Origin of the sequence: Micromonospora sp. LH3U1 (genome assembly GCF_028475105.1) — a bacterium.
Taxonomy (GTDB): Bacteria; Actinomycetota; Actinomycetes; order Mycobacteriales; family Micromonosporaceae; genus Micromonospora.
Genome location: NZ_CP116936.1, coordinates 4542046 through 4564040, shown reverse-complemented (window position 1 = coordinate 4564040; position 21995 = coordinate 4542046). Strand labels below are relative to the sequence as shown.

Below are 21995 nucleotides of genomic sequence, written 5' to 3'. Positions count from 1 at the left end.
CTGCCGACGTCCGATCCACGCCGGATCCATGCCGCTCCCGGCTCGGTCGGCGGAGGGCGTTCAGTGATAGGCGGCCAGCCGCTCGGACAGCTCTCCGGCCTGCGGATGACCAACCCGGTCGAAGATCGCCAACGCTTGTCGCCACATGTCGACCGAGGTGTCGTGGTTGCCCACCGCCTGATGGGTGTCGCCGAGGCGGACGAGTGTGTCCGCCCTCCCGCACTGGTCCTGGACGTCGGAATAGAGCGTGAGCGCGCGCTGGTAGCAGTCTGCCGCGGTCGGATGTGTCCCGAGGCCGTGATAGGCGAAACCGAGACTGTCCCAGGTGTGGGCCGCGCCGAGCCGGTCCTCGGCCTCCTCGTAGAGCGCGAGCGCCTGCTTGCAGTAGGTGATGGCGCGGGCGTGCTCGTCCAGCCGAGCATGGCTCCAGCCGAGCGCGTTGAGCGCCGCCGCCTCGCCGAGCCGGTCGCCGGTGCTGCTGGCCAGCGCCAGCGCCTCCCTGGCATGCGGCAGTGCCGCCCCGGGGAGGCCCTCGATGTCGGACAGCCAGGCGAGGTGCAGGTGTGCGCTGGCCAGCCCCGGGCGGTCGCCGACCTGCTCGTACCGTGCCAGGGCGCGCCGAAGGTGATGGTGAGCCGCACCGAACCGGCGCAGCTGGATGTGTGCCAGCGCGAGGTCCCGGTGCGCCGACGCCTCCGCACAGGGATCACCGCGGCGTCGAGCGACGGTGATCGCGATGGCCTGTACGGCGGCCAGGTCGTGCCACTGTGACAGCCTGCTGAGGAGGGGAGTGAGGGCCTGGGCGAGCTGCCCGGCGTGGGCGTCGAAGCTGTGCGCGACGGCTTCCTGAACGGCGGCCAGCAGCACCCGCTGTTCGACGGCGAACCAGGCCAGCGCGGACCGGTGGTCGGCAAACGCCGGTGTGGACGCGGCGACGGGCAGGGGCGGCGGATCGAGCGGCTGCCAACCGGCGTCGACCAGCCTCACCGCGTCACGGGCGACACACAAATAATGGTCGAGCAAGCGCTTCCGGATGGCCCTGCGGTCGGCAGGGGAGTCGTGTAGGTCCGTCAACTCCTCCCCGTAGGCGCGGAGCAGATCGTGACAGCGGAAGCGGTTGGGGGTCTGCTCGGCCAGTAGGTTCGCCCGGGTCAACTCGTCAAGCGCCGGCCGGACCAGGTGCGGCGGCGCGTCGGCGAGGCTGGCCGCCGCCGCCGCGCTGACGTCCGCTCCGGGGTGCAGGCTGATCTGCCGGAACAGCCGGGCCGCGTCCGCACTGAGCAGACGGTACGACCAGGAGAGCACCGTACGCAGGTCGGTGGCGGCGTCGTCGGTGGCCAGGGCGGCGAGCCCGCCCCGGCTCGCTGCCAGCTCGTCCGCGATGGCCTGGAGCGGGAACGTGGGCCGAGCGGCGGCTCGTGCGGCCACGATGGACAGGGCGAGGGGCAACCGCGCGGTACGGCTGATCAACTCGTCCACCGCCGCCGGCTGGGCGGTGGCCCGCTGCACACCCAGCCGGCGTACGAGCAACTGGCGCGCTTCGGCGGTGCTGAGCAGATCCAGGGCGACGGGCTGGGCACCCTCGGCGGTGACCAGGCCGGGCAGTGTGTGGCGACTCGTCACGATCACGCCACACCGGGTCGACCCGGGAAGCAGCGGCCGCACCTGTTGGGCGTCGCGCGCGTTGTCGAGCAGGACGAGCAGCCGTCGGTCCGCGGTCAGGCTGCGGTACAGGGCGAACTGGGCTGCCGGTTCGGCGGGTATCTCCAAGGGCTTGACGCCCAGGGCGGGCAGAAGCGAGCGTACGACGACGGCTGAGGGTGACGCCTCCTGTGTCTCGGCACCGAATCCGGCCAGGTCGACGTGGAGTTGCCCGTCGGGGAAGTGGTGCAGGTTGTCGTGCGCCCAACGCAACGCCAGCCAGGTTTTCCCGACGCCGCCGGTACCGGTGACGGCGACGGTGCCGGCCGCTCCGGCGTCGCCGAGCAGCAGCGTCGTGAGCCGAGCCAGCTCACGGGTACGGCCGGTGAACAGCGCCGGCGGGGCCGGCAACTGTCGGGGGACCTGCGGCGCGGGTTTCTCCGGTGGCCGCGCCCCGGATGTCAACAGCTCCCGGTCGGCCCGCAGGATCCGTGTATGCAAATGTTGGAGATCGGGAGCGGGCTCGACTCCCACCTCGTCGCTGAGTAGTCGGCGTAGCTGTCGGTACGTCGCCAAGGCGTCCGCGCGCCGTCCGGCCCCGGCCAGGGCGATCATCAGTTGCCCCCACGGCCGCTCGCGTAGTGGATTTCCGTCGATCTGTCTCCGGAGCGGCTCAATCAGCTCGTTGTGCCGCCCGGCGCGCAGTTGGATGTCCGCGATTTCCTCCAGCAGACTCGACCGCTGCTCCTGGAGCCGTGTTCGGACGGAGAGCAGCACCCCGCTTCCGGGGAGGCCCCCAAACGGCTCTCCACGCCACAGCGCCAGCGCCGCCTCGAACGCCTGCAGTGCATCCGACCAGCGGCCCTGTCGCAACGCGTGATATCCGCGCTGGGCCAGGTCGTCGAAGGCCACGGTGTCGATCGCCTGAGCGTCGAGGACGAGACGGTAGCCGGTGGCCCCGGCGAGGATGGCGGGGTCGGGGGAGCCCGGGGACCGCAACGCCCGGCGCAACGCCCAGACATAGGTCTTCACGTTGCCGGCCGCCGTTTTCGGCGGGCGTCCCTGCCACAGCTCGTCGACGAGTTGGTCGATGGACCACCCGGTGCCCGGCTGCGACATCAGGATGGCCAGCAGGCGCACCTGCATCGGCGTGCCGAGGGCCAGCCGTTCCCCGCCGAGAGACCACACCTCGACCGGCCCGAGCAGTCGGTACCGTATCGGTGGCGGCCCCACCGCAGGGTCCATCACCGCATCGTACGGGCCTGACCCATCCTGCTTCATCGGCTGGACGGCTGGTGGCCTCTCGCCGCCCTGATCACCACGCTGACCGCGACGCTACCGACACCCGACTGCAGCGGGCGGGGTTGTCAGTCTGCGAACGTCGGTTCGGCGGGCTGGGCTGTGAAGAAGCGGACGATGTCTTCGGCCGCGGTTGGGGACAGCATCATCGCTTGGACTCGTGCGGACATTTCGGCGATCGGGTGAATCCTGCTGAACATCGCCTCCTCGTACGTCCGGATTGCCGAGTCCGGGTCGGCGGGGTCGGCGGCGAGTCGGCCGGCGAGTTCGGCCCCGTCGAGCATGGCCTGGTTGGCGCCCTCGCCGACCGGTGGCATGAGGTGCGCGGCGTCGCCGATGAGGGTGATGCCCGGTCGGCTGACCCAGCGCGTACCGGTGGGCATCGCTTCGATCAGGCGCGGCACCGGTGCGCTGTCGCTGGCCTCGATGAGTGCGGTGAGGCGTGGATCCCAGCCACCGAACATGTCCAGCAGAGCGTGCTTACTACGGTATGTGTCGATGGAACGATCGTCTGCGCGCAGCGAGATCCCGACACGCAGGCTGCCGTCGCCGAGGCGTTGCGCTGCCAGGATCTGGTTCACGCCGACGCACCACAGGTTCCCGGGACCGACCAACTCGGCGAGATCGGGATGGCGCCGGTCGACGTCTTCGATGTTCAGCTCGACGAGGGTGGCCACAGAGGACAGCTGGACGTCGGTCAGCAACGACCGGACGACTGAGCGCGCGCCGTCCGCGCCGATGAGGATGTCGCAGCCGGCTCGGTGGCCGCCGTGGAACGTGAGTTCCCATCCCCCGTCACGTCGCGGGGTCGCCGCGACAAGCCGGCGCCGCCAGACAACCGTGTCGCCGGGAAGGGAATCGAGCAGAAGATCACGCAGTACGCTCCGGTCAATCTCGGGACGTCCGGAGAATGAGCCAGGTTGCGGCTCGTGGTGTACCAGGGTCCGCCCGGTCGGGTCGAGAATGCGATGTTCCTCGCCCTCGGGCCGCGCCTCCGACCGGAACCGGCCGGCGAGACCCGCCTCGGCCAGGGCCTGTTGCCCGGACTCCGGGTGCAGGTCGAGCGCGCCGCCCTGCGGCCGCGCGGATCGGCTTGCCTCGCGCTCGTACACCACCGCGTCAATGCCGTGCTGATGCAGGACCCGTGCCAGGGTCAGGCCGCCAAGGCCGCCACCAGCGATCGCAATTCGCATTCCCACCCCGTTAACGTACGCTGTCCTCGTGGATACACCGTACGGTAGCGATAACTTGCCCGTTTGGGAACGGCCCGAACCTCAGCCGCGGGCGGCGCCCGTGCCGTTGAGCCGCGAGAAGATCGCCACTACGGCGATCCGGCTTGCCGACGCGTACGGCCTCGACGGGCTGTCGTTGCGCAAGATCGCAAAAGAACTCGGTGTCGGTCCGATGCGGCTCTACGACTATGTGATCAACAGATCCGAACTGCTCGATCTGATGGTCGACGTCGTCTATGCCCGGATCGCCGAGGTCGGCCGGCAATCCGCGTGGCGCTCGACGGTGCTGGCCATCGCCCGCGCGACCCGCGATGCCGCCCTTGATCATGAGTGGTTTTCCGACCTGCTCGGCGGAAGGCCACACTTGGGACCTCACGCGCTCGCCGTGGGCGAAGCGACCGCGGCGGCGCTGAGCCAGGCCCCCGGCGTGCGCGGCATCGACGATCTCCAGCGGGCTTTGGGCGCCCTCAACGCCTTCATCATCGGAGCGGTCCGCAGAGAGGTCACCGAGCGACGCACCGCCCGTGCCACCGGCACCGACGAAGCCGCCTTCCAGGCCAGCCTCGGCCCCTACCTCACACGCATGTTGGAAACCGGCAGGTATCCCACCGTCGCCCGGCTCGTCATCGACGGCGCCCACCTCAATGCCGAGGAAACCTTCAACCACAACCTGACCACCGTCCTGGACGGCATCACCACCCGACCCCGCACGTGACCGACTGCTCTGCTGTCAGCGGCCGGCTGGACGCCGATGCACCTTGATCAGACATCCGGGTCTGCCGCTGACGAGGCGCGGCGACCGTCACGCGGCTACTCACCGGCGGCCACCCGGTGCTGCCGAGGGCTCACCCCACGGCGGCGTTTGAAGGCGGTGCTCAGGGCGAAGGGGCTGCCGTAACCAACCTGGCGGGCAACCGCACTGACGGTGGCGTCCCGCTCGCGGAGCAGGTCGGCGGCGAGGGCCAGCCGCCACTCGGTGAGGTACGACATGGGCGGTTCGCCGACCAGCGCGGTGAACCGGCGGGCCAGCGCGGCCCGGGAGACCCCGGTCTGGGCAGCCAGTGACGCCACGGTCCAGGGTTCTGCGGGGTTGTTGTGGAGCATCTGCAGGGCCCGGCCGACCACGGGGTCGCTGTGTGCCTTGTACCAGGCAGGGGCCTTGGCCCCGGGGTGGGCGAACCACTCGCGCAGCGTGGCGATCAGCAGAAGGTCGAGTAGGCGGTCGAGCACGGCTTCCTGGCCGGGGTCGTCCTTCACGATCTCGGTGGCCAGCAGCGGAACCAGTGGGGAGTCCCAGGACTCGCGCGGGACGACCACCAGCGGCGGCAGCGCGCCCAGCAGCCGTTGACCCACCGCGCCCCGCATCGTGTACGTGCCGGTGAGCAGGATCGTCGGACCGTCCAGCCCATTGCCCCAGGTCCGTACGCCCAGCTGGGTCATCTCGAACAGTTCCTGGCCGTCCGGCGTGGTGCAGCGCTGGCCTGCATGGATGATCACCTGCGGTGGCGTGGCCGGGTCGTCGGCGACGCTGTACGGGCTGGTGCCCCGGATGATCGCTACATCCCCGAGGCCGAGCCGCACGGCTACGCCCTCATCGGGGACGATCCAGGCGTCGCCCCGGACGATGGCCACCAGGGTGAGCGGCGCCTCGTCCTTGATGGCTATCGACCAGGGCGGCGTCAGGATCGAGCGGAGCAGGAACGCGCCCTGCGCCCGAGGTCCGTCGAGCAGGCCGGAGACAGCATCCACGTAGACGATTGAACATGAAAGCGCGCGTCTTAGCTATGTGCAGTCTCACCGGCCCGCCCTTGAATGGTTCCTATGACGAACGAGCAAGAGCGGAAGACGATCCTGGTCCTGGGTGGCACGGGCAAGACCGGCCGTCGCGTTGTGGAGCGGCTGCGGGGCAGGGGAGTGCCGGTCCGGGTCGGTTCCCGGTCCGCCGGGCGGCCCTTCGACTGGACGGACCGGACGACCTGGGCGCCGGTGCTCCGGGATGTCGGCGCCGTGTACGTGTCCTTCTACCCGGACCTCGCGGTGCCGGGCGCTCCCGAGACCGTCGGCGCGTTCGCCGATCTCGCGGTGGCCTCCGGGGTCGCCCGGCTGGTGCTGCTGTCGGGTCGAGGTGAGGAGGAGGCCCAGGCCGCCGAGAAGCTGATCCAGTCCGCTGGGGTCGAGTGGACGATCCTGCGGGCGAGTTGGTTCAGCCAGAACTTCAGCGAGGATTATCTGCGGGAGCCGGTATTGAGCGGCGAAGTGGTGCTCCCGGTCGGGACCGTGCCCGAGCCGTTCGTGGACGCCGACGACATCGCCGACGTCGCCGTGGCGGCGCTGACCGGGGGCGGACACGCGGGGCAGCTCTACGAGTTGACCGGACCGCGGCTGCTGACCTTCGCCGACGCGGTCGGCGAGATCGCCCGGGCGGCGGGCCGGCGCATCGATTTCGTTCCGGTCTCCGTTGAGGAGTACACGGGGGTGTTGGCCGTCGAGGGTGTGCCCGTGGAGGTCGTCGAGTTGCTGACGTACCTGTTCACGAGCGTGCTGGACGGCCGTAACGCCCAGGTGGCCGATGGGGTGCAGCGTGCCCTGGGTCGTCCGCCGCGGGATTTCGCCGACTTCGTCAGGGACGCCGCCGCCACGGGCGTCTGGGACAGGGCGCCCCATTCACTATGAAAGGCCAGCCTGGATGGCCAGGATGGCGGCTCGCACGCGGTCGCGGCTGCCGGTCTTTGCCAGCACGTTCGCGACGTGGGTTTTGACTGTGCTCATTGATAGATGAAGATTTCGCGCGATCTCGTCGTTGTTGAGCCCGGCGCCGATCAACGTGAGCACGTCGATCTCGCGCGCAGTCAGCTGGTAGGCGGCGAGATCCACGCGGGTGGCCGGGCCGGTCGACCGTACCCGTTCGAGAACGGCGCCGGTGATCTCGGCCGAGAGGATTGCGCCGCCGGCCGCGACTGTGCGCACGGCGGACATCAGATCGTGGGCACTACTGCGTTTGAGGAGGAATCCCCGCGCCCCGGAGGCGATGGCGTCCAGGACGTACGCATCATCGTCAAAGGTGGTGACGATGATGACGGCCGGGGCATGGGGAATCGCGGCCAGCTCCCGGGTGGCTTGTAGGCCGTCCAGTACCGGCATGCGGATGTCGACGAGGGCGACGTCGATGCGGGGATCGAGGCGGACGGCATCGAGAAGCTGCCGTCCGTCCGCGGCTTCGGCTGCGACGTGGATGTCCGGCTGGGAACGCAGAATCTGGCTGAAGCCGTCGCGGACCAGATGCTGGTCGTCCGCGATCACGACACGGATCATGGCGTCGCCACCGGCAGGATGACCTCCAGCACCGTACCGCCGCTGGGGCGCCGGTTCACGTGGGAGCTGCCGCCGAGCGCCCGCGCGCGTTCCTCGACGCCGAGCAGTCCCGAGCCGCGCGTTACGGCCTGGGGCGGACCGATCCCGTTGTCGCTCACCCGCAGCCGGGCATGGCCGTCGACGCGGATCAGCTCAACCCAGGCAGTCGTGGCGTTCGCGTGGCGGGCGATGTTGGTGATGGCCTCCTGAGCGATGCGGTATGCCGCCAATACCCCCACCTCGTCGAGTCCCGGCTCGGCGTCGAGACGGACGTGCACGGCTACGCCCTGCTGGCGCAGCGGCTCGGCGAGCAGTTCGTCGATGTCGGACAGGCGCGGCGGGGCGCTCACGACTATCGGCGCGTCCGGGTTGCGGAGATGCACGACGAGCGTGTCGAGCTCGCGCAGGGCGGTGCGACCACTGTTCGCGATTGCCTGCAGCGCCACTGCCGGGTCGCTGCTGAACTGGCCGGCCTCGGCCTGGACCACCATTGCGGTGACGTGGTGACCGACCACGTCGTGCAATTCGCGGGCCAAGTTGGTGCGCTGTTCGAGCCAGGCAGCCTGGTCACGTAGCTCGGTCGTCTCCCGGGTGAGGGCGTTGCCGCGGGACCACGAGCGCATCAGGACGGCAAGGAGATAGCCGGCCGCCACGAAGACGAAGGGCTGTGCGTAGAGCCCGCGATGGTGCAGCAGGGCGATGGCGAGGGCACCGGCGGCACCGGCCACACCAGCCGCCCATCCGAGCCATGGTCGGCGGGCAGGATCCTCGCAGGTCGAGACGAATACGAGACCGGCCGCCGCCAGGCCCAGCTGGACCGACTCACCGGTGCTCACTATCGCCACGAACCCGGCGCAGGCCGCGAAGATCAATGTCCGGCGGCGGGGAGGTAGGGCCATGGCCGTGAGGGCGGCGGGCAGCACCAGCCACACCCAACCTGAGGGTACGAGTACGTTCTCGTCGATCGTCGCGACCACGGCTGTGACTATCAGAGCCGTCGCGCCGTAGGCGAGCCGGCGCACTCCTTCGAAGCTGCGCACCCATTGCCCGATTGCGGTAACCACCTGCACAGTCTCGATGATCCGCCCTGGGTCAGCCAGGTACCCAGGTACCAGCCCAACCGGCACCCCGGTACCGCAGCCGCGCCGAGGTCGGCACCCCGGTACGTTCCGCCGAACGGCCCCGGAACCGCACGCTGCAGGGGTGACTCTCGTCGACTCCCGGCCCGCCCTGCGGGTCGGCCCGCTCCTCACTGTCCCCAACTACATCACCATCATCCGTACGCTCGCCGCCGTCACACTCGGCATCGTCGCCCTCGTCTCCGGTTCTGTCGCCCTGATCGCAGTGGCGTACGGCATCTACTGGCTCGGTGACATGCTCGACGGCCTGGCTGCGCGGTGGCTCGGCCAGGAGACCCGGGCCGGTGCCGTCCTCGACATCGTGAGCGACCGGGCATGCACCGCCGTGCTCTGTACGGGCCTGGTCGCCTTGATGCCCGATGTCTCGCTGGTCGCCATGGTGTTTCTGCCATCGTTCATGGTCCTGGACACAATGCTGTCGCTGGTGTTCCTGTGCTGGCCGGTGATCAGCCCAAACTACTTTTATGTTGTCGACCGGCGCGTGTGGGCGCTGAACTGGTCGCCACTGGCGAAGGCGGTCAACACCGCTGGGGTCATCGGTGCCGTGGCATTCGGCCAATACCTGGTGGCAGTGACTGTGGCATTGGCCGTCCTCTCGGTTAAGGCGTGGTCCGCCGTGGCGGTGGCCAAACTGCTGAACCGGGACGGCCGGGCGTGAGCGGTGTCGTGGAGGCCGCCGCCGCGCTCGGATACGGCTTCGCTTCGGCCCTTGTCCCGGTCGTCAACGCGGAGGCCTACGCCGTGGTCGCCGGGCAGCCGGGCGGGTACGCCGTGATCGCCGTGGTCGCTCTGGCGGTCGGGCAAACCGCGGGGAAGCTGCTGCTGTTCGAAGCCGCTCGTCGAGGAACTGGCCGGTTGACCCGGAGGCTCGCACGCCGCAACCAATCGGGGCGCATGGCTGCCCGGGCTGCCCGGTGGGCCGAGCCCGTCCGGCGCTGGCTCTCGCACCGCCGCACCGGTCTGCCGACGGTGCTCCTCTCCGCCTCCGTCGGCGTCCCACCACTCGCCTTGGTCAGCAGCGCCGCCGGAACCGCCGGCCTGCGACGCTGGGAGTTCGCCATCGCATGCCTGCTCGGACGCGTAGTCCGTTTCGCCATCCTCGCCCTGCCCTCGGCCCTTGCGTGACGCCCGACCGCATCCGACCACGCAACAGCGCTGTCATTGGGCAGCAGCACGCGGCCGACGCGCCGGTTGAGGATGCGTCGTGCGGGCCGGACGCCGCAGGTACCACTCGGCCACGGCGAGGTTGATCAACCAACCGGCGAGCACCAGCACGGCCCGAACGTTCCCGTCGGGCTGTTCGCCGGTCGCGACGAGGTACGGCGCGTGCGTGAACGCCTGGGTGCCGGCACCGAGGCCGATCGCGTAGCCGCGCACCATCCACCTGCGATGCCCGGCGAAGTGCCGGCGTAGCGCTCCGGCGAGGCCGAGCAGGATCGAGCCGGCCATGGCCGAGCCGAAGATGAGCCGCATGCCGGCGAGCACGTCGTTGTCATGGGCCGGCAGGTCGTACGCGAAGGTCATCCACAGGCCGGAGAGCGCGACTGTCAGTCCGCAGGGAACCAGCACCCGGCCGGCGAGGCGGTGCCAGCGGCGGCGGCGCAGGCTCGGTACGAACTGGAAGGCGCCGAGAATCGTGTAGATCACCGCGCCGACGATGTGCAGCACCACCGGCAGCGGCTCGGCGACGAAGCGAGCGTTCGCTGGGGTGACCTCCGGTCCGGTGCCCAGCTCGGTAAGCCGTCCCGCACCAGCGACCATCGGGATCAGGCCCAGCAGGATCAACGCGGCCGGTAGCCGCCACTCGCGCATCGTCATGCCATCGATGGTGGACGCCGCACCCGCCCCTGCTCATCGGCACATGGGCCGCAATCGGGCCGGACCATGGTCGTACGCCGTCGTCGTACTTATGTCGGTCACCGGTCGACGTCACTCGTCACCAGCGCGCCCGTCTGCGGTTGGTCTCGTACGCCCACATCGCCACCTCGACCCGGTTACGCACACCGAGCTTGGTCATCAGGCTGGTGATGTGCGACTTGACCGTGCTCAACGTGATGTAGAGCTCGTCGGCGATCTCCTTGTTGGTGCGTCCCCGCGCGACGGCGACCAGCACCTGCTCCTCGCGGTTGGTGAGCGCCTCGATCGGCTGCTTGCGAGGCGCGGCCGGACCCGCGTCGGCGAACGCCTTCAGCAGCCGCGTGGTGACGCTCGGGGCGATCAGCGCGTCCCCGTTGGCGGCCGCGTGCACGGCCTGGCTGAGCAGGTCGGGACCAGCCTCCTTGAGCAGGAAGCCGCGGGCGCCGGCACGCAGTGCCGCGTACACGTACTCGTCGAGGTCGAAGGTCGTGATGACGACCACCGCGAGTGGCTCCGGGACCGATGGCCCGGCGAGCGCCCGGGTGGCCTCGATGCCGTCCATGCCTGGCATGCGAATGTCGAAGAGACACACGTCAGGGCGGAGCCGCTGGGCGAGTTCGACCGCCTGACGGCCGTCGCCAGCCCCACCGACGACCTCGATGCCGGGCTGAGTGTTCAAGATGATGGTGAGGCCGGTACGGACGATCTCCTGGTCGTCCGCCACCAGCACTCGTATCGTCACGCGCCGACCCCCTCGCGCGGGAGCACGGCCGTGACGGTCCACCCACGGTCGGGATTGGGGCCGGCCTCGCAGGTGCCGCCGAGCAGGTCGGCGCGCTCCATCATCCCCATCAGGCCGAAACTGGGCGAGCCGGTCGGGCGGGCGGCGCCGGCCTCGCCATCGTCGCTGACCCGCAGGCGTACGGAGGTGTCGTCGGCCGCGACGCTGACCTCGATGCGGGTGGCGTGGCGGGCGTGGCGACGGGCATTGGTGACCGATTCCTGAGCCAGGCGGTAGAGCGCTGAGCCGACCGTGGGCGGAAGGTCGCCGAAGTCCCCACGCAGATCCACGTCGACGGCCGGCCCGGTGCGGAAGCGGCCGGCGAGCCCCTCGATGTCGGCGACCCGTGGGCTGGGCCCCAGGTCGGCGGGCTGGTTGCGGCGCAGGACGCGGACAATCGCGCGCATCTCGGCAAGCGCACGGGACGCCTCGGCCTCGATTGCGCGGAGTGCCTCGACGGCGGCGCCCGGCTGGCTCACCGAGGCGGCGATGCCGGCCTGGGCGCGGATCGCCATCGCCGACACGTGGTGGGCCACCGTGTCGTGCAGGTCGCGGGCCAGCCGTTCACGTTCCAACAGCTTCGCCTGATCGAGTTCGCGCAGACGGGCGGCGGCGCGGAAGCGGATCGCGGTACCCAGCGTGGCGGCGGCGAACATCACCGCGAAGCCAGCGACCAATTCGCCGCCGTTGATCGAACCGGCCAGGCCGGCGGCGGCGACCTTGGCCACCACGAAGAACGAACCGATGACGGCATCCCGGCCGGAGCCCCAGCGGAACAGCGCGCTGACCAGTAGGACCAAGAAGCTCGCCGTGAACATCTGGCAGGCATCCCCGGGCAGCACGAACGGGCCGACCGTCGTGAAGCCGAACGCGATCGCCACCATCGCGAGCGGCGCCGTACGCCGCCACAGGAGCGTGGGTAGCAGCGCGAGCGCGACGACGACGCAGCCCACCCGCCACGGCAGATCGGGCCGGAGGATCCCTTCCACCACGATCGCCGGCGCGAAGACTGCGATCAACGCCCAGTCGCGCCACACACGGGACGGGGCATGTGCGACACGCGGCTCGGCCAACACAGCGTGCAGGCGAGGGTGCATAGGACCATCGTACGAACGGTGGTGCGACTTCAGATCGTCCCAAAGTACGACCGATGGCTCATGCGTCCGGCACGCACGATCCGCTCCGGCGGCCCGCCCGCGCTCTCCTCAGATCGCGTCGTGCAGCTGCTGGTGCCAACTGGGGTCCGGGCGGTGTCGCCGTCGATCAACCACGGGTGGCCGTCGCGGCGTTGGAGGCCACGGGATTGTTGGCCACTCCCGCGGACAGTTGGGCGAGTGCGGCGTCACGGCTGTCGAAGATCGGGAACGTCCCGTCCAGGCGCATGGTGTGCAGGACGGTGCGGACGAACCGCGACGGCGCGGCCAGGCACAGCGTGACGCCGCGGTCGCGGGCATCGCGGTGGGCGCGGACGAGGAGACCGAGGCCGGTGGAGTCGATGACGTGTACTCGGGTCAGGTCGACCACCACGTGTCCTCCCACGTCGGCCGCGTGGCGCAGGGCGGCGCGCAGGGTGTCACCGGTGTCGAGGTCGATGTCCCCGGTGGCGGCGACGACTGTCACGTCGTCGAGATGGTCGATGCCGAGGATGCCGCCCGGACCGTGGTCGCCGCACGAAGCGTTGCCACCATCGGAGATCGGCAGCAGGCTGCAGTGCGGGCAGCGGTGTGGGCCGGTGGCGAATGGGGAGCCGCTCCACCCCTGTTCGGACACCAGGGTCCAGACGACTTCCGCGTCGGGGAGCACGCAGGCGGTGGCCCTGACGGAGTCGCCGCAGGTGTCGCAGATCAATGTCATCAGGTGGTCGTCCGGGACGACGGTCATTCTGCTGGTCCTTCCTACGTCCCTGTCCCGCCGGCGCGGCGGACACGGCATTCGGGGCGGGCCTAAAGTGATGGTCCGGCTTCCGGGCTCACGCCGACGACCCCGACCTGACTGGCAGGGCTCGTCAGTGAGGTCATTTCACCGACGCTCGGCCCCGAACGACCAGCGCCGGTTGCGCTGAGCTGGGTTCGTCTTCCGCCGTCGGGGTGTCGGACGACGGCGGGGGACTGGTGACGATCTGCAGGACCCGGTCGAGACGGGCGGTGTGCAGGATGCGCACGATGCGAGGGTTGGGATTGCGGATGGTGAGGACCCCGTTGGACCCAGCCAATCGCCGGTGAACGTCGAGCAGCAGGCCGATCGCGGCGGCATCGATGTGCCGGCACCTGGACAGGTCGACCACGACCTGCCCGGGATGCAGGGTCAGCAGCCGGTCGAACACCGCTCCGGCCGCCGGCAGGCAGGCCAGGTCGAGTTCGGTGACGCAGACCTCGACCAGCGGTAGTGTGCACGGCGTCGGTGTCAGTGGCCCTGTCACAGGCGTGCCCCTCCCTCTCATGGACCCGGTCGCCTCCGACCGTGCCGTGCTCGCTTGGCGGTCGCCGCGCGGATCTATGACAGTTGCGTGACAAATGCGCCAGCCGGCCGACCGAGTTGGCCGCGTGGCCGGTGCCTGGGGATGATGCCGGGTATGACGGCCGTACTGGTGATCGAGGACGACGACCGCATCCGCTTGGCGTTGCTGCTCGCACTGGAGGAAGAGGGCTACCAAGCTCACGGGGCGGCAACGGCCGAGGAGGGTCTGCGCGCCCAGCGCCGCGACCCGGCCGACTACGTGCTGGTCGACCTGATGCTGCCCGGCCTCAACGGCTTCGAGTGCATCCGGCAGTTGCGCCGCGACGACGACGTGCCGATCGTGGTGGTCAGCGCCCGCGACGACACCCACGACATCGTGGCCGCCCTCGAAGCCGGCGCCGACGACTACGTCGTCAAGCCGGTGGCGATAAAGGAGCTGACCGCTCGGCTGCGCGCCCTGCGCCGCCGTGCCCGTGCCCACGTCGCGGGGCAGGCGCCGGAGCCCGTGCCCGTGCTCGCCTTCGGCGAACTGGAGATCAGCCCCGACGCAGGAGAGGTGCGCAGTGCGGGCCAGCCCGTGTCGGTCACGCGCACCGAATTCCGGCTCTTGTGCGAGCTTGCCGAACATGCCGGACGGGTGCTGTCCCGCCAGCAACTGCTCAGCCGGGTGTGGGGGTACGACAGCGGCGACGAGCGGCTGGTCGACGTGCATATCGGCCGGCTGCGGCAGAAGATTGAGTCGGACCCTGCGGCCCCCCGGCACCTGGTGACCCTGCGGGGTCTGGGCTACAAGCTTCAGCGATGAGACGTCTCGGACTGCGTACCCGGGTCACCGCCGCGTTCGCCGTCGGCGCGCTTCTGCTCTCCGCGTCGATGGCCCTGGTCTCCTACGAGCTGACCCGCCAATCCCTCATCGAAGAGCGGGAACGCACGGCCCTGCGCGCCGCCTACTACGACGCCAACGTCGTCCGTGCCGGGCTGGACACCGAAACCCCCGACGTCGTGGAGGTGCTTCGGTCACTGGACACGGGCGGCAGCCGGCGGCCCGTGCTGCAGCTGAACGGCGAATGGTACGCCCGCACCGCCGACCCGGGCACCACCATCGCCATCCCCGCCGACCTGCGACGGCTCGTCGCCGCCGGGGATCCGGCGGTGCAGCGCGTACGCGTGCACGGCCAACCCGTCCTGGTGGTCGGGGTGCCCCTGTCCGCGACGGCGACGTACTTCGAGGTCAACTCCCTACGCGAGCTGGAGCAGACCTTCCAGGTTCTGGCGCTCGCGCTGACCACCGTCGCGATCATGGTCGCCGGGTCTGGCGCGGCCCTCGGCTGGTACGCCACCCGGCATGGGCTGCGGCCGTTGACGGCGGTCGCCGACGCCGCCGAGAAGATCGCCGCCGGTGACTTCACGGCTCGCCTCGACCCGGCGACCGACCCCGACCTGACCCGGCTGTCCGGCTCGTTCAACCAGATGGTCGACCGGCTCGCCCATCGCGTCGAGCGGGACCGGCGCTTCGCCGCCGACGTCAGCCACGAACTGCGCTCACCGTTGCAGACCCTCGCCGCGGCGGCCAGCGTCCTGGCCCGTCGCCGAGAACACCAGGATGAACGTACGGCCGTCGCCGCCGGGCTCGTCGCCGAGGAGATCGACCGGTTCCAACGGCTCGTCAATGACCTGATCGATCTGGCCCGCAGCGACCAGCCCGCCCACCGGGCCCCCGTGGACGTGGTGGCGCTGGCCCAGGATGCCTGCCAGGCCCTCGACCTGCCCGCGACGTTCGTCCACCTCGCACCCGAGGTACCCGCGACGTGGCGGGTCGACCGTCGGCGTGTCGCGCAGGTCCTGGCGAACCTGCTCGACAACGCGGTGACCTACGGTGGCGGTCCCGCAGGCGTCCGGTTGGGCCGCGACGGCAGCGTCGGCGTCATCGAGGTTGAGGACGACGGCCCGGGCGTGCCCATCGAGGACCGCGAGGCAATCTTCGACCGGTTCGTCCGGGGGCGGGCTGCGCACACCCGTGGCACCGGGGACGGCACGGGCCTCGGGCTCGCGCTGGTCGCCCAGCACGCCGCCGCGCACGCCGGACACGCCACCGTCACCGACCGGCCCGGTGGGGGCGCCTGCTTCCGCATCACCCTTCCGGAAAGCCTGCCATGAACCACCGTCACCTTTTGGCCGTGGCGCTCACCGCGCTGCTGACCGGGTGCGGCGTCCCCACCGACGCCGCCCCGCGAACGGTGCAACCCCCGCGGGGTCCGTTCCAAAGCTCAGCTCCCGCCGACACCAGGGCACCGGCCGGGCCTGCCGTCGAGACAGTTTGCCTCGTCCGCGACAACCGCATCATCTCCGTGGTCCGGCGCGTCAACCGCCCACCAACGGTCGAGGACCAACTGCGGCATCTGCTCGCCGGGCCAAGTTCGGCCGAACGCGACGGGGACCTGACCAGCGCGTTGCCCGGAGCGGTTGACGCCGCCGGTGCGACGGTGACCGGCACCCAGGCCCGCGTCGCGGTCGACGCACCCGTAGACGATGCCGGCCGCAGCGACGAGATCCTCGCCTTCGGGCAGATCGTCTGCACCCTCACCAGCCGCGACGACATCACCACTGTGGTGTTCCTGCGCGACGGCAAACCCCTCGGCGTGCCCCGCGCGGACGGCTCGCTCTCCGAACAACCGCTCACCCGCGCCGACTACGCCACACTTATCACCCCACGCTGACCCCGGCCACACCGATGCGGGCAACCACGCTAGAACGATCGGCCGCTACGGCCGCGTCGCATCGACGAACTGGTCGCGCGAGGTCAGCTCAAAGGCCCTGGGTGTATGGCGCGACCGCCACGTATACGGCGCCGGCCGCCGTAGCCATCGACACAACAGCGGTCCAGACCATGCGTACGCGTGACATGAGATTCTCCTCGGTACCTAGGACATTCCAGACAGGACTCAGGACGATCGGTCACGACGCACGGACGCGGGCACCGCCGGGTCCTGGATGCCCTGCAGCATGATCGCGATCAGCAACCACGTCAACCCACCGATGATGAGCAGGTCCCCGATGCTCGCCACGGCGTGCACTCCGGGCACCGGCAACACATCAGCCAACGGCGCGAGACGGCTGTCCGTCGTCAGTGGAGGGTGACCCGGTACGTACTTCTCGATCTCGGCGTCTGTCATGCCCGCCCACTTGGCGGCGCCGAGCGAGAAAGGCATTCCCCCGTTGGCCGCGATCGCCAGCGTGTTCATCGTCATGCCGACGATGAAGATGGCCATGGCCGCACGCGCCCGGGACGGCAGCATCAAGAAGTTCGTCGCCGCGAACGCGGTCACGAGTAACCAGATCAGCGTGACCGGCACGGTTCCGCCGGCCGCGCTCAGGACAGCATTCGCCCAGCCGGGGTTGGATTGGCGGAGAAACTGCACGGCCACCGAAGCCCCGACGAGCCAGCGGTGGCGTAGCCGCAGAGCTAGAAGGGCCCGTATGCCCCCGGTACGAAGGCCGACCACGACGACGGCTATCACCAGGGGAAGGACCATGAACGCCTGCATCAGTGGACCCGGCATCAACACTCCCGCTAGCACTGGGCGCAGAAACCTAACATGCCGGCGATGTTGATCAGTGTGCGTGCGAGCGAACGGGAACGTGACCATAAGATCCGACGATGACCTCCGAGCCATTGCACCCCGAGCCATTGCCGACGGTGCGGAGGCCACCGCGGCGACCGCGCAGCATCGTCGTGAGCATGTCATTGCTGGCGTTCTGGTGGGCGTACATGCTCGCCGTGGACGTCGCGCTGCTCGCTGAAGTCGGCGGCGCGGGAAACTGGCTCACCCTGGCCGGCTGCACGGTTGCGGTCGCGGCCGTGCTCCGGGGGCTCTGGTACGGCGGGCCGACCGCCTGGCGGGTGATGCACTGGTTCGCCGCGCCGATCGCCGCCGCGCTCCTGCTCGGGATCGGCAATTTACTGCGCGTCGGGCCACTTCCCGATGCGCTGCGTTCAGGTGAGATCGATCCGGCCATCGCCGCGGCGATGGGGTGCGGTCTGCTGGCGCTGCTTGCCCTGCTGACCGGCGGACTACTGGTCCGTACCGCGGCGGCCCGCGCCTGGTGCGGTCGCTGACCCACGGTTGGCGCACCGCGTGACGCGGCGGCGAAAACCTCCGAGGACCAGACCTTGAGGCGTAGACATCTTTCAAATCCATCGAAGGTCCGTTATATTCCGAGCAACGTTGATCTCTTCGGTTCCCCTTGAGAGGTGCACATGTTCGATGACTTGGCGCTGCGGCGGCGTACCCTCCTGGCGGCCCTCGCTGGTGCCGCGGCCGCCCCCATTTTCGGGGGCCCCGCGCAGGCCGCGTTGCCCAAGGTCTACATCGACCCCGGTCACGGCGGCACCGACTCTGGGGCGGTCGGCAACGGGCTGCAGGAGAAGGCCCTGACGCTCGACATCTCCCTGCAACTGCGCAGCATCCTGCTGGCCAACTGGAACGTCGACGTCCGCATGTCCCGGACGACCGACATCACGCGCAGCCTGGCCTACCGCACCGACGACGCCAACGCCTGGGGTGCCGACCTCTTCGTGAGTGTGCACATCAACTCCGGGGGCGGCACCGGCTTCGAGAGCTACCGGTACCCGACGGCGGACGCTGCCACCACCAGGCTGCACAACGCGTTGCACCCGACGGTGTTGGCTGGCATGCGGTCGGTCGGTTCGGTCACCGACCGGGGGCTGAAGACCGCAAACTTCCACGTGCTGCGCGAGTCGACCATGCCCGCGGTGCTCACCGAGAACCTCTTCATCGACACCGTGGCCGACGCGAACCTGCTCAAACGGGCCGACTTCATCACCGCCACCGCCCGTGCCCACGCTCAGGGCATCGCCAACTATCTGGGGCTGGGCAGCACCACCCCGCCCACCTTCAGCGTCATCGTGGACAACGCCACCGCAGGGCGGTTCACGGCGAGCACCAACTGGGGGAGCTCGGCCTACTCCAGCCAGCGCTACGGCGCTGACTACCGCTTCGCCAGCCCCACCCCCGCCAGCGACGCCGCCTGGTTCAAGGTCGACATCCCGGCGGCCGGGAACTACCGGATCGAGGTACGGCACCCGGCCGATCCGGGTTACAACAGCTCAACCCCGCACGTCATCGTCACCGCCTCGGGCAACCAGACGCTCAACATGGACCAGCGCTCCAACGGTGGCGTCTGGCGTTCGCTCGGCACCTTTGCGCTCGCTGCCGGTGACCGCAACCTGGTCGCGGTGAGTCGGTGGACCAGCGCCGCCGGCTACGTCGTCGCCGACGCCGTCCGGGTCACCCGAGTCTAGTTGTCGCGATCCTCGGACCCCGGCGAGAGTCGCACGACCAGCGTGGGTAGCGGAGGCGAGGGCGTCAGCATGGGCGCCTCAGCCGGAGCCTGGCCGGGCAGGTGATGCTGGCAGTTTCCTACGTCGGCCGCGGCTCGCTCCCTGGCAGCGCCACTGCCTTCTCGTGCTGTCGCTTCCGTACAAGACGGGTGCGGTAGCTGCTTCCTAGCATGGGCGTGGTCGCTCCACTGTGCGTCGGCATGGTGCTGCGGCCGTCGGGTCCACCTGGCGACTCTCGTCGCCCGACCATGAGGAGAACGAGGCATGCGTGATCTGGTCTACACCGGGTTCATATCGCTCGACGGCGTTGTGGACTCCCCAGGCGGTGGGCCGGGTGAGGAGCACCGCAGCGGTGGCTGGGTGGTCAAGGACATTGAGTTCGTGCCCGAGGCGTTCTCGCTCAAGGGCGAGGAGCTTGAGGATACGACGGCGCTGATGTTCGGCCGCCGCAGCTACGAGGCGTTCGCGCCGGTCTGGCGTGACTCGGACGACCACGCCGCCTACAAGCAGTTGCCCAAGTACGTGGTCTCCACCACGCTGCCCGACGACGCCCTCGTCGAGGGATGGGGTCCGACGACGATCCTGCGCTCGACCGACGATGTCGTCGAGCTCACGAAGAGCGAGGGTGGAGCGATCTTCATCCATGGGAGTGCGGAGCTCGCCCGCCGCCTGTCGGACGCGCGCCTGATCAACCGGTACAACCTTCTTGTTTTCCCCGTGCTGCTCGGAGCAGGAAAGAGCCTGTTCAGCAGAGCGGACAAGGACAGGCAAGTGCTCAGCCTCCGGGCGTCCGCACCCTACCCGAACGGTATCGTAAAGATGATCTACGACGTCGTCGGCTGATCCAGATCCAGGGCGATCGCACCGCCGGTGCCCGCGCGCAGTTGTCGCGCTGTACGCCCGACGAACCGGCGCAGCGCTCGGGCCAGGTGCGGCTCGTCGAAGTACTCAAGCTTAAAGACGACATCGGTGACCGGGACGTCGGCGGCCAGTAGCGCAGCGGCCGTGCGCACGCGTTCGATCTGCCGTACAGCGCCTTGGGTGAGCCCGGTCGCCGCTCGGAATCGGCGCTCAACGGTGCGCCCCGAGACCGCTGGGCGATGGCCTCGGTGGACCTCGCCGACGAGCGGGTCACGAACCACGGCTCCGGAGCGGACGAGGCGGTCGACCAGGGCCTCAGCGTCATCGGGACCGGGCGTCTCCCAACGGCCGCCGTCCAGCCAGAATTTCCTGCGCGTCGCGTCTGGAAGCTCAGCGCCACCGTCGACCAGGGTCGGCGTGGGCACGGCCCGCAGCGACGTACCCACGGCGAACTCGATGCCGACGAAGGTCGCGCCTTCCGGCACCGGTGCGATGCCGGTCCTGGTCTCAGGGCCGGTAATGCCCGCGGACGCCGTGCCTCCGCACTCCCAGAACACCAAACCCCAGCTGACCGTCGCAACGGAGGTCATCTCTGCGACATGCTCGCTCGTACAGGTCCACACGGTGTCGACCCAAGGCGAGTCGGACGCCCGCGTCTCGAACCACAGTGCCACGGGAAGAGGATAGGCGTACACGCTCATCCGATGATCGCCGAGGACAGCCAGTGGAGCGCGGCCAGTCTCAGTCGTCGCCCGGTCGAGTCGATGCGATCCCGATCGCCCGAAGGTGTGCCAGCCCCTGCGCCCAGGACTGAATCAGGGTGGTTTCGTGGTAAGCGATGTCGTTTTCGGTGCAGAACTGGCGGATCAGCGGCTGGGCGTGGCGCAGGTTCGGTCGCGGCATGCTGGGAAAGAGGTGGTGTTCGATCTGATAGTTGAGCCCGCCGAGTAGTGCGTCGAGGAGCCGGCCGCCACGCACGTTGCGGGAGGTGAGGACCTGCCGGCGTAGGTAGTCGAGGTTGTCGGCCTCGGTCAGGATGGGCATCCCCTTGTGGTTGGGGGCGAAAGAGCTGCCCAGGTAGAGGCCGAAGAGAGCCTGATTGACCAGGATGAACACGATCGCCTGCGGCGCGCTCAGGACCAGGAACACGGCCCCGAGGTAGCCGGCGAAATGCAGGACGAGCAGCCCGGCCTCCACTGGTCGGTGCCTGAGCCCGCCACGGCCGACGACCGCCCGGACGCTGGCGGCGTGCAGATGCAGACCCTCCACCATCAGCAGGGGAAAGAACAGCCCCGCCTGGTGCCGTACGAACAGCGCCCGCAGGCCGCGCTGCGTGGCAGCCTGGCCCGCGGTGAAGGACAGCGGAGCCACCACGAGGTCGGGGTCGTGGCCCTCGGTGTTCGGTTGTGCGTGGTGGCGGTTGTGCTTGTCGACCCACCACCCGTAGCTGATCCCGGTCAGCAGGTTTCCACAGATCAGGCCGACCACATCGTTCGCCCGACGCGAGCGGAAGATTTGTCGATGCCCGGCATCGTGACCGAGAAACGCCAGCTGCGCCATCAGCACCGCGGCGCCGGCAGCGGTAGCCGCCTGCCACCACGACGATCCGAGTCGGACGAACACCACGCCGATAACCACAAGACAACCCAGCAACACCGTCGACCGCGTCCTGTAGCGGCGAGGGTGTCGGTCGAGGAGACCTGCGCCACGGATCAGGCGAGACAGGTGGGCGTACTCGCTGCCCCGGTCGCTGCGGGCGCCAAGATCCGTTTCACTCACCCTCGCCACTCCTTATCACCAGGCCGATCAGCTCGCCGGCTCCGCCGTCATCCGTGACCAGGCAGCTGCGCGATGCAGCCGCGGTGTCACAGAGATCGACAGCGAACCGCCGCTGACGGTTCCAGTCTTCCTCACCGTCGCGTCTCCGCAGGAGGAATCGGCAGCTCGCGGCAGCCAACGCGTAGGTGGTGCCCACTTCATGCATGTCTAGCGATTGGGTGCGTGACCACGGCGAT

Annotated in this window: 23 protein-coding genes; 10 read left to right on the top strand and 13 right to left on the bottom strand. The window is 69.6% G+C overall.

Annotated features, from left to right (window positions below; translation table 11 throughout):
• Positions 1-60 precede the first annotated feature (60 nt).
• Together PCA76_RS20910 and PCA76_RS20905 are read right to left on the bottom strand one after the other, a co-directional pair.
• Complete coding sequence (locus tag PCA76_RS20910; RefSeq protein WP_272612171.1) at positions 61-2886, bottom strand: AfsR/SARP family transcriptional regulator; 2826 nt, start codon at positions 2884-2886, stop codon at positions 61-63.
• A 122-nt stretch (positions 2887-3008) separates the two neighbouring features.
• Positions 3009-4133, bottom strand: a complete 1125-nt coding sequence (locus tag PCA76_RS20905) for an FAD-dependent oxidoreductase (protein WP_272619495.1) — start codon at positions 4131-4133, stop codon at positions 3009-3011.
• A gap of 28 nt (positions 4134-4161) precedes the next feature.
• Between PCA76_RS20905 and PCA76_RS20900 the strand changes: the two genes are divergently transcribed.
• Positions 4162-4887, top strand: coding sequence for a TetR/AcrR family transcriptional regulator (locus tag PCA76_RS20900; protein WP_272612170.1), 726 nt, complete (start codon positions 4162-4164; stop codon positions 4885-4887).
• A 95-nt stretch (positions 4888-4982) separates the two neighbouring features.
• Here the strand turns inward: PCA76_RS20900 and PCA76_RS20895 are convergent, their stop codons facing one another.
• Positions 4983-5921 (bottom strand): AraC family transcriptional regulator, encoded by a 939-nt coding sequence (locus PCA76_RS20895; RefSeq protein ID WP_272612169.1) that lies wholly within the window; start codon positions 5919-5921, stop codon positions 4983-4985.
• Between the two features lie 72 nt (positions 5922-5993).
• Here PCA76_RS20895 and PCA76_RS20890 point away from each other — a divergent pair, with 72 nt between their 5' ends.
• On the top strand, positions 5994-6845 hold the full coding sequence (locus tag PCA76_RS20890; RefSeq protein ID WP_272612168.1) for an NAD(P)H-binding protein: 852 nt from the start codon (positions 5994-5996) through the stop codon (positions 6843-6845).
• On the opposite strand, the gene PCA76_RS20885 is transcribed toward PCA76_RS20890, so the two are convergent.
• Positions 6840-7472, bottom strand: a complete 633-nt coding sequence (locus PCA76_RS20885; RefSeq protein WP_336298005.1) for a response regulator transcription factor — start codon at positions 7470-7472, stop codon at positions 6840-6842. The two genes, PCA76_RS20890 and PCA76_RS20885, sit on opposite strands and share 6 nt — an antisense overlap.
• Positions 7473-7480: 8 nt before the next feature.
• The gene (locus PCA76_RS20880) at positions 7481-8446 is read right to left on the bottom strand and encodes a sensor histidine kinase (RefSeq protein ID WP_272612166.1); all 966 of its coding nucleotides are present in this window, start codon (positions 8444-8446) and stop codon (positions 7481-7483) included.
• Positions 8447-8726: 280 nt separating this feature from the next.
• Here PCA76_RS20880 and PCA76_RS20875 point away from each other — a divergent pair, with 280 nt between their 5' ends.
• Positions 8727-9320: a CDP-alcohol phosphatidyltransferase family protein gene (locus PCA76_RS20875; RefSeq protein ID WP_272612165.1), complete on the top strand. Its 594-nt coding sequence runs from the start codon at positions 8727-8729 to the stop codon at positions 9318-9320.
• A complete protein-coding gene (locus tag PCA76_RS20870; protein WP_272612164.1) occupies positions 9317-9787 on the top strand; it encodes a VTT domain-containing protein in 471 nt (156 codons plus the stop codon). The genes PCA76_RS20875 and PCA76_RS20870 overlap by 4 nt, the downstream gene beginning before the upstream one ends.
• Before the next feature lie 33 nt (positions 9788-9820).
• Here PCA76_RS20870 and PCA76_RS20865 read toward each other — a convergent pair whose 3' ends face one another.
• From PCA76_RS20865 to PCA76_RS20845, 5 genes are all read right to left on the bottom strand, one after another.
• The gene (locus tag PCA76_RS20865) at positions 9821-10480 is read right to left on the bottom strand and encodes a DUF2306 domain-containing protein (RefSeq protein WP_272612163.1); all 660 of its coding nucleotides are present in this window, start codon (positions 10478-10480) and stop codon (positions 9821-9823) included.
• Positions 10481-10598: 118 nt separating this feature from the next.
• Positions 10599-11261: a response regulator gene (locus PCA76_RS20860; protein WP_272612162.1), complete on the bottom strand. Its 663-nt coding sequence runs from the start codon at positions 11259-11261 to the stop codon at positions 10599-10601.
• A complete protein-coding gene (locus PCA76_RS20855; protein ID WP_272612161.1) occupies positions 11258-12397 on the bottom strand; it encodes a sensor histidine kinase in 1140 nt (379 codons plus the stop codon). The genes PCA76_RS20860 and PCA76_RS20855 overlap by 4 nt, the downstream gene beginning before the upstream one ends.
• 166 nt (positions 12398-12563) lie before the next feature.
• Positions 12564-13181, bottom strand: a complete 618-nt coding sequence (locus PCA76_RS20850; protein WP_272612160.1) for an STAS domain-containing protein — start codon at positions 13179-13181, stop codon at positions 12564-12566.
• Positions 13182-13314: 133 nt separating this feature from the next.
• Complete coding sequence (locus PCA76_RS20845) at positions 13315-13719, bottom strand: STAS domain-containing protein (RefSeq protein ID WP_272612159.1); 405 nt, start codon at positions 13717-13719, stop codon at positions 13315-13317.
• 153 nt (positions 13720-13872) lie between these two features.
• Between PCA76_RS20845 and PCA76_RS20840 the strand changes: the two genes are divergently transcribed.
• The 3 genes from PCA76_RS20840 to PCA76_RS20830 are packed head-to-tail and all read left to right on the top strand — an operon-like array spanning position 13873 to position 16474.
• Complete coding sequence (locus PCA76_RS20840; RefSeq protein ID WP_272612157.1) at positions 13873-14562, top strand: response regulator transcription factor; 690 nt, start codon at positions 13873-13875, stop codon at positions 14560-14562.
• A complete protein-coding gene (locus PCA76_RS20835) occupies positions 14559-15914 on the top strand; it encodes a sensor histidine kinase (protein ID WP_272612156.1) in 1356 nt (451 codons plus the stop codon). The genes PCA76_RS20840 and PCA76_RS20835 overlap by 4 nt, the downstream gene beginning before the upstream one ends.
• The gene (locus tag PCA76_RS20830) at positions 15911-16474 is read left to right on the top strand and encodes a GerMN domain-containing protein (protein ID WP_272612155.1); all 564 of its coding nucleotides are present in this window, start codon (positions 15911-15913) and stop codon (positions 16472-16474) included. The genes PCA76_RS20835 and PCA76_RS20830 overlap by 4 nt, the downstream gene beginning before the upstream one ends.
• 225 nt (positions 16475-16699) lie before the next feature.
• Here the strand turns inward: PCA76_RS20830 and PCA76_RS20825 are convergent, their stop codons facing one another.
• Entirely contained in the window at positions 16700-17302 is a 603-nt protein-coding gene (locus PCA76_RS20825) for a DUF5317 family protein (RefSeq protein WP_272612154.1), read from the bottom strand.
• A 194-nt stretch (positions 17303-17496) separates the two neighbouring features.
• Between PCA76_RS20825 and PCA76_RS20820 the strand changes: the two genes are divergently transcribed.
• The 3 genes from PCA76_RS20820 (at position 17497) to PCA76_RS20810 (ending at position 19962) form a co-directional block, all read left to right on the top strand.
• Positions 17497-17874, top strand: a complete 378-nt coding sequence (locus PCA76_RS20820; protein ID WP_272612153.1) for a hypothetical protein — start codon at positions 17497-17499, stop codon at positions 17872-17874.
• Between the two features lie 141 nt (positions 17875-18015).
• The gene (locus tag PCA76_RS20815; protein ID WP_272612152.1) at positions 18016-19080 is read left to right on the top strand and encodes a golvesin C-terminal-like domain-containing protein; all 1065 of its coding nucleotides are present in this window, start codon (positions 18016-18018) and stop codon (positions 19078-19080) included.
• 303 nt (positions 19081-19383) lie between these two features.
• Complete coding sequence (locus PCA76_RS20810; protein WP_272612151.1) at positions 19384-19962, top strand: dihydrofolate reductase family protein; 579 nt, start codon at positions 19384-19386, stop codon at positions 19960-19962.
• Here the strand turns inward: PCA76_RS20810 and PCA76_RS20805 are convergent.
• A complete protein-coding gene (locus PCA76_RS20805; protein WP_272612149.1) occupies positions 19944-20654 on the bottom strand; it encodes a helix-turn-helix domain-containing protein in 711 nt (236 codons plus the stop codon). The genes PCA76_RS20810 and PCA76_RS20805 overlap by 19 nt on opposite strands.
• Positions 20655-20721: 67 nt before the next feature.
• Complete coding sequence (locus PCA76_RS20800) at positions 20722-21759, bottom strand: fatty acid desaturase family protein (RefSeq protein WP_272612148.1); 1038 nt, start codon at positions 21757-21759, stop codon at positions 20722-20724.
• Positions 21760-21995 lie beyond the last annotated feature (236 nt).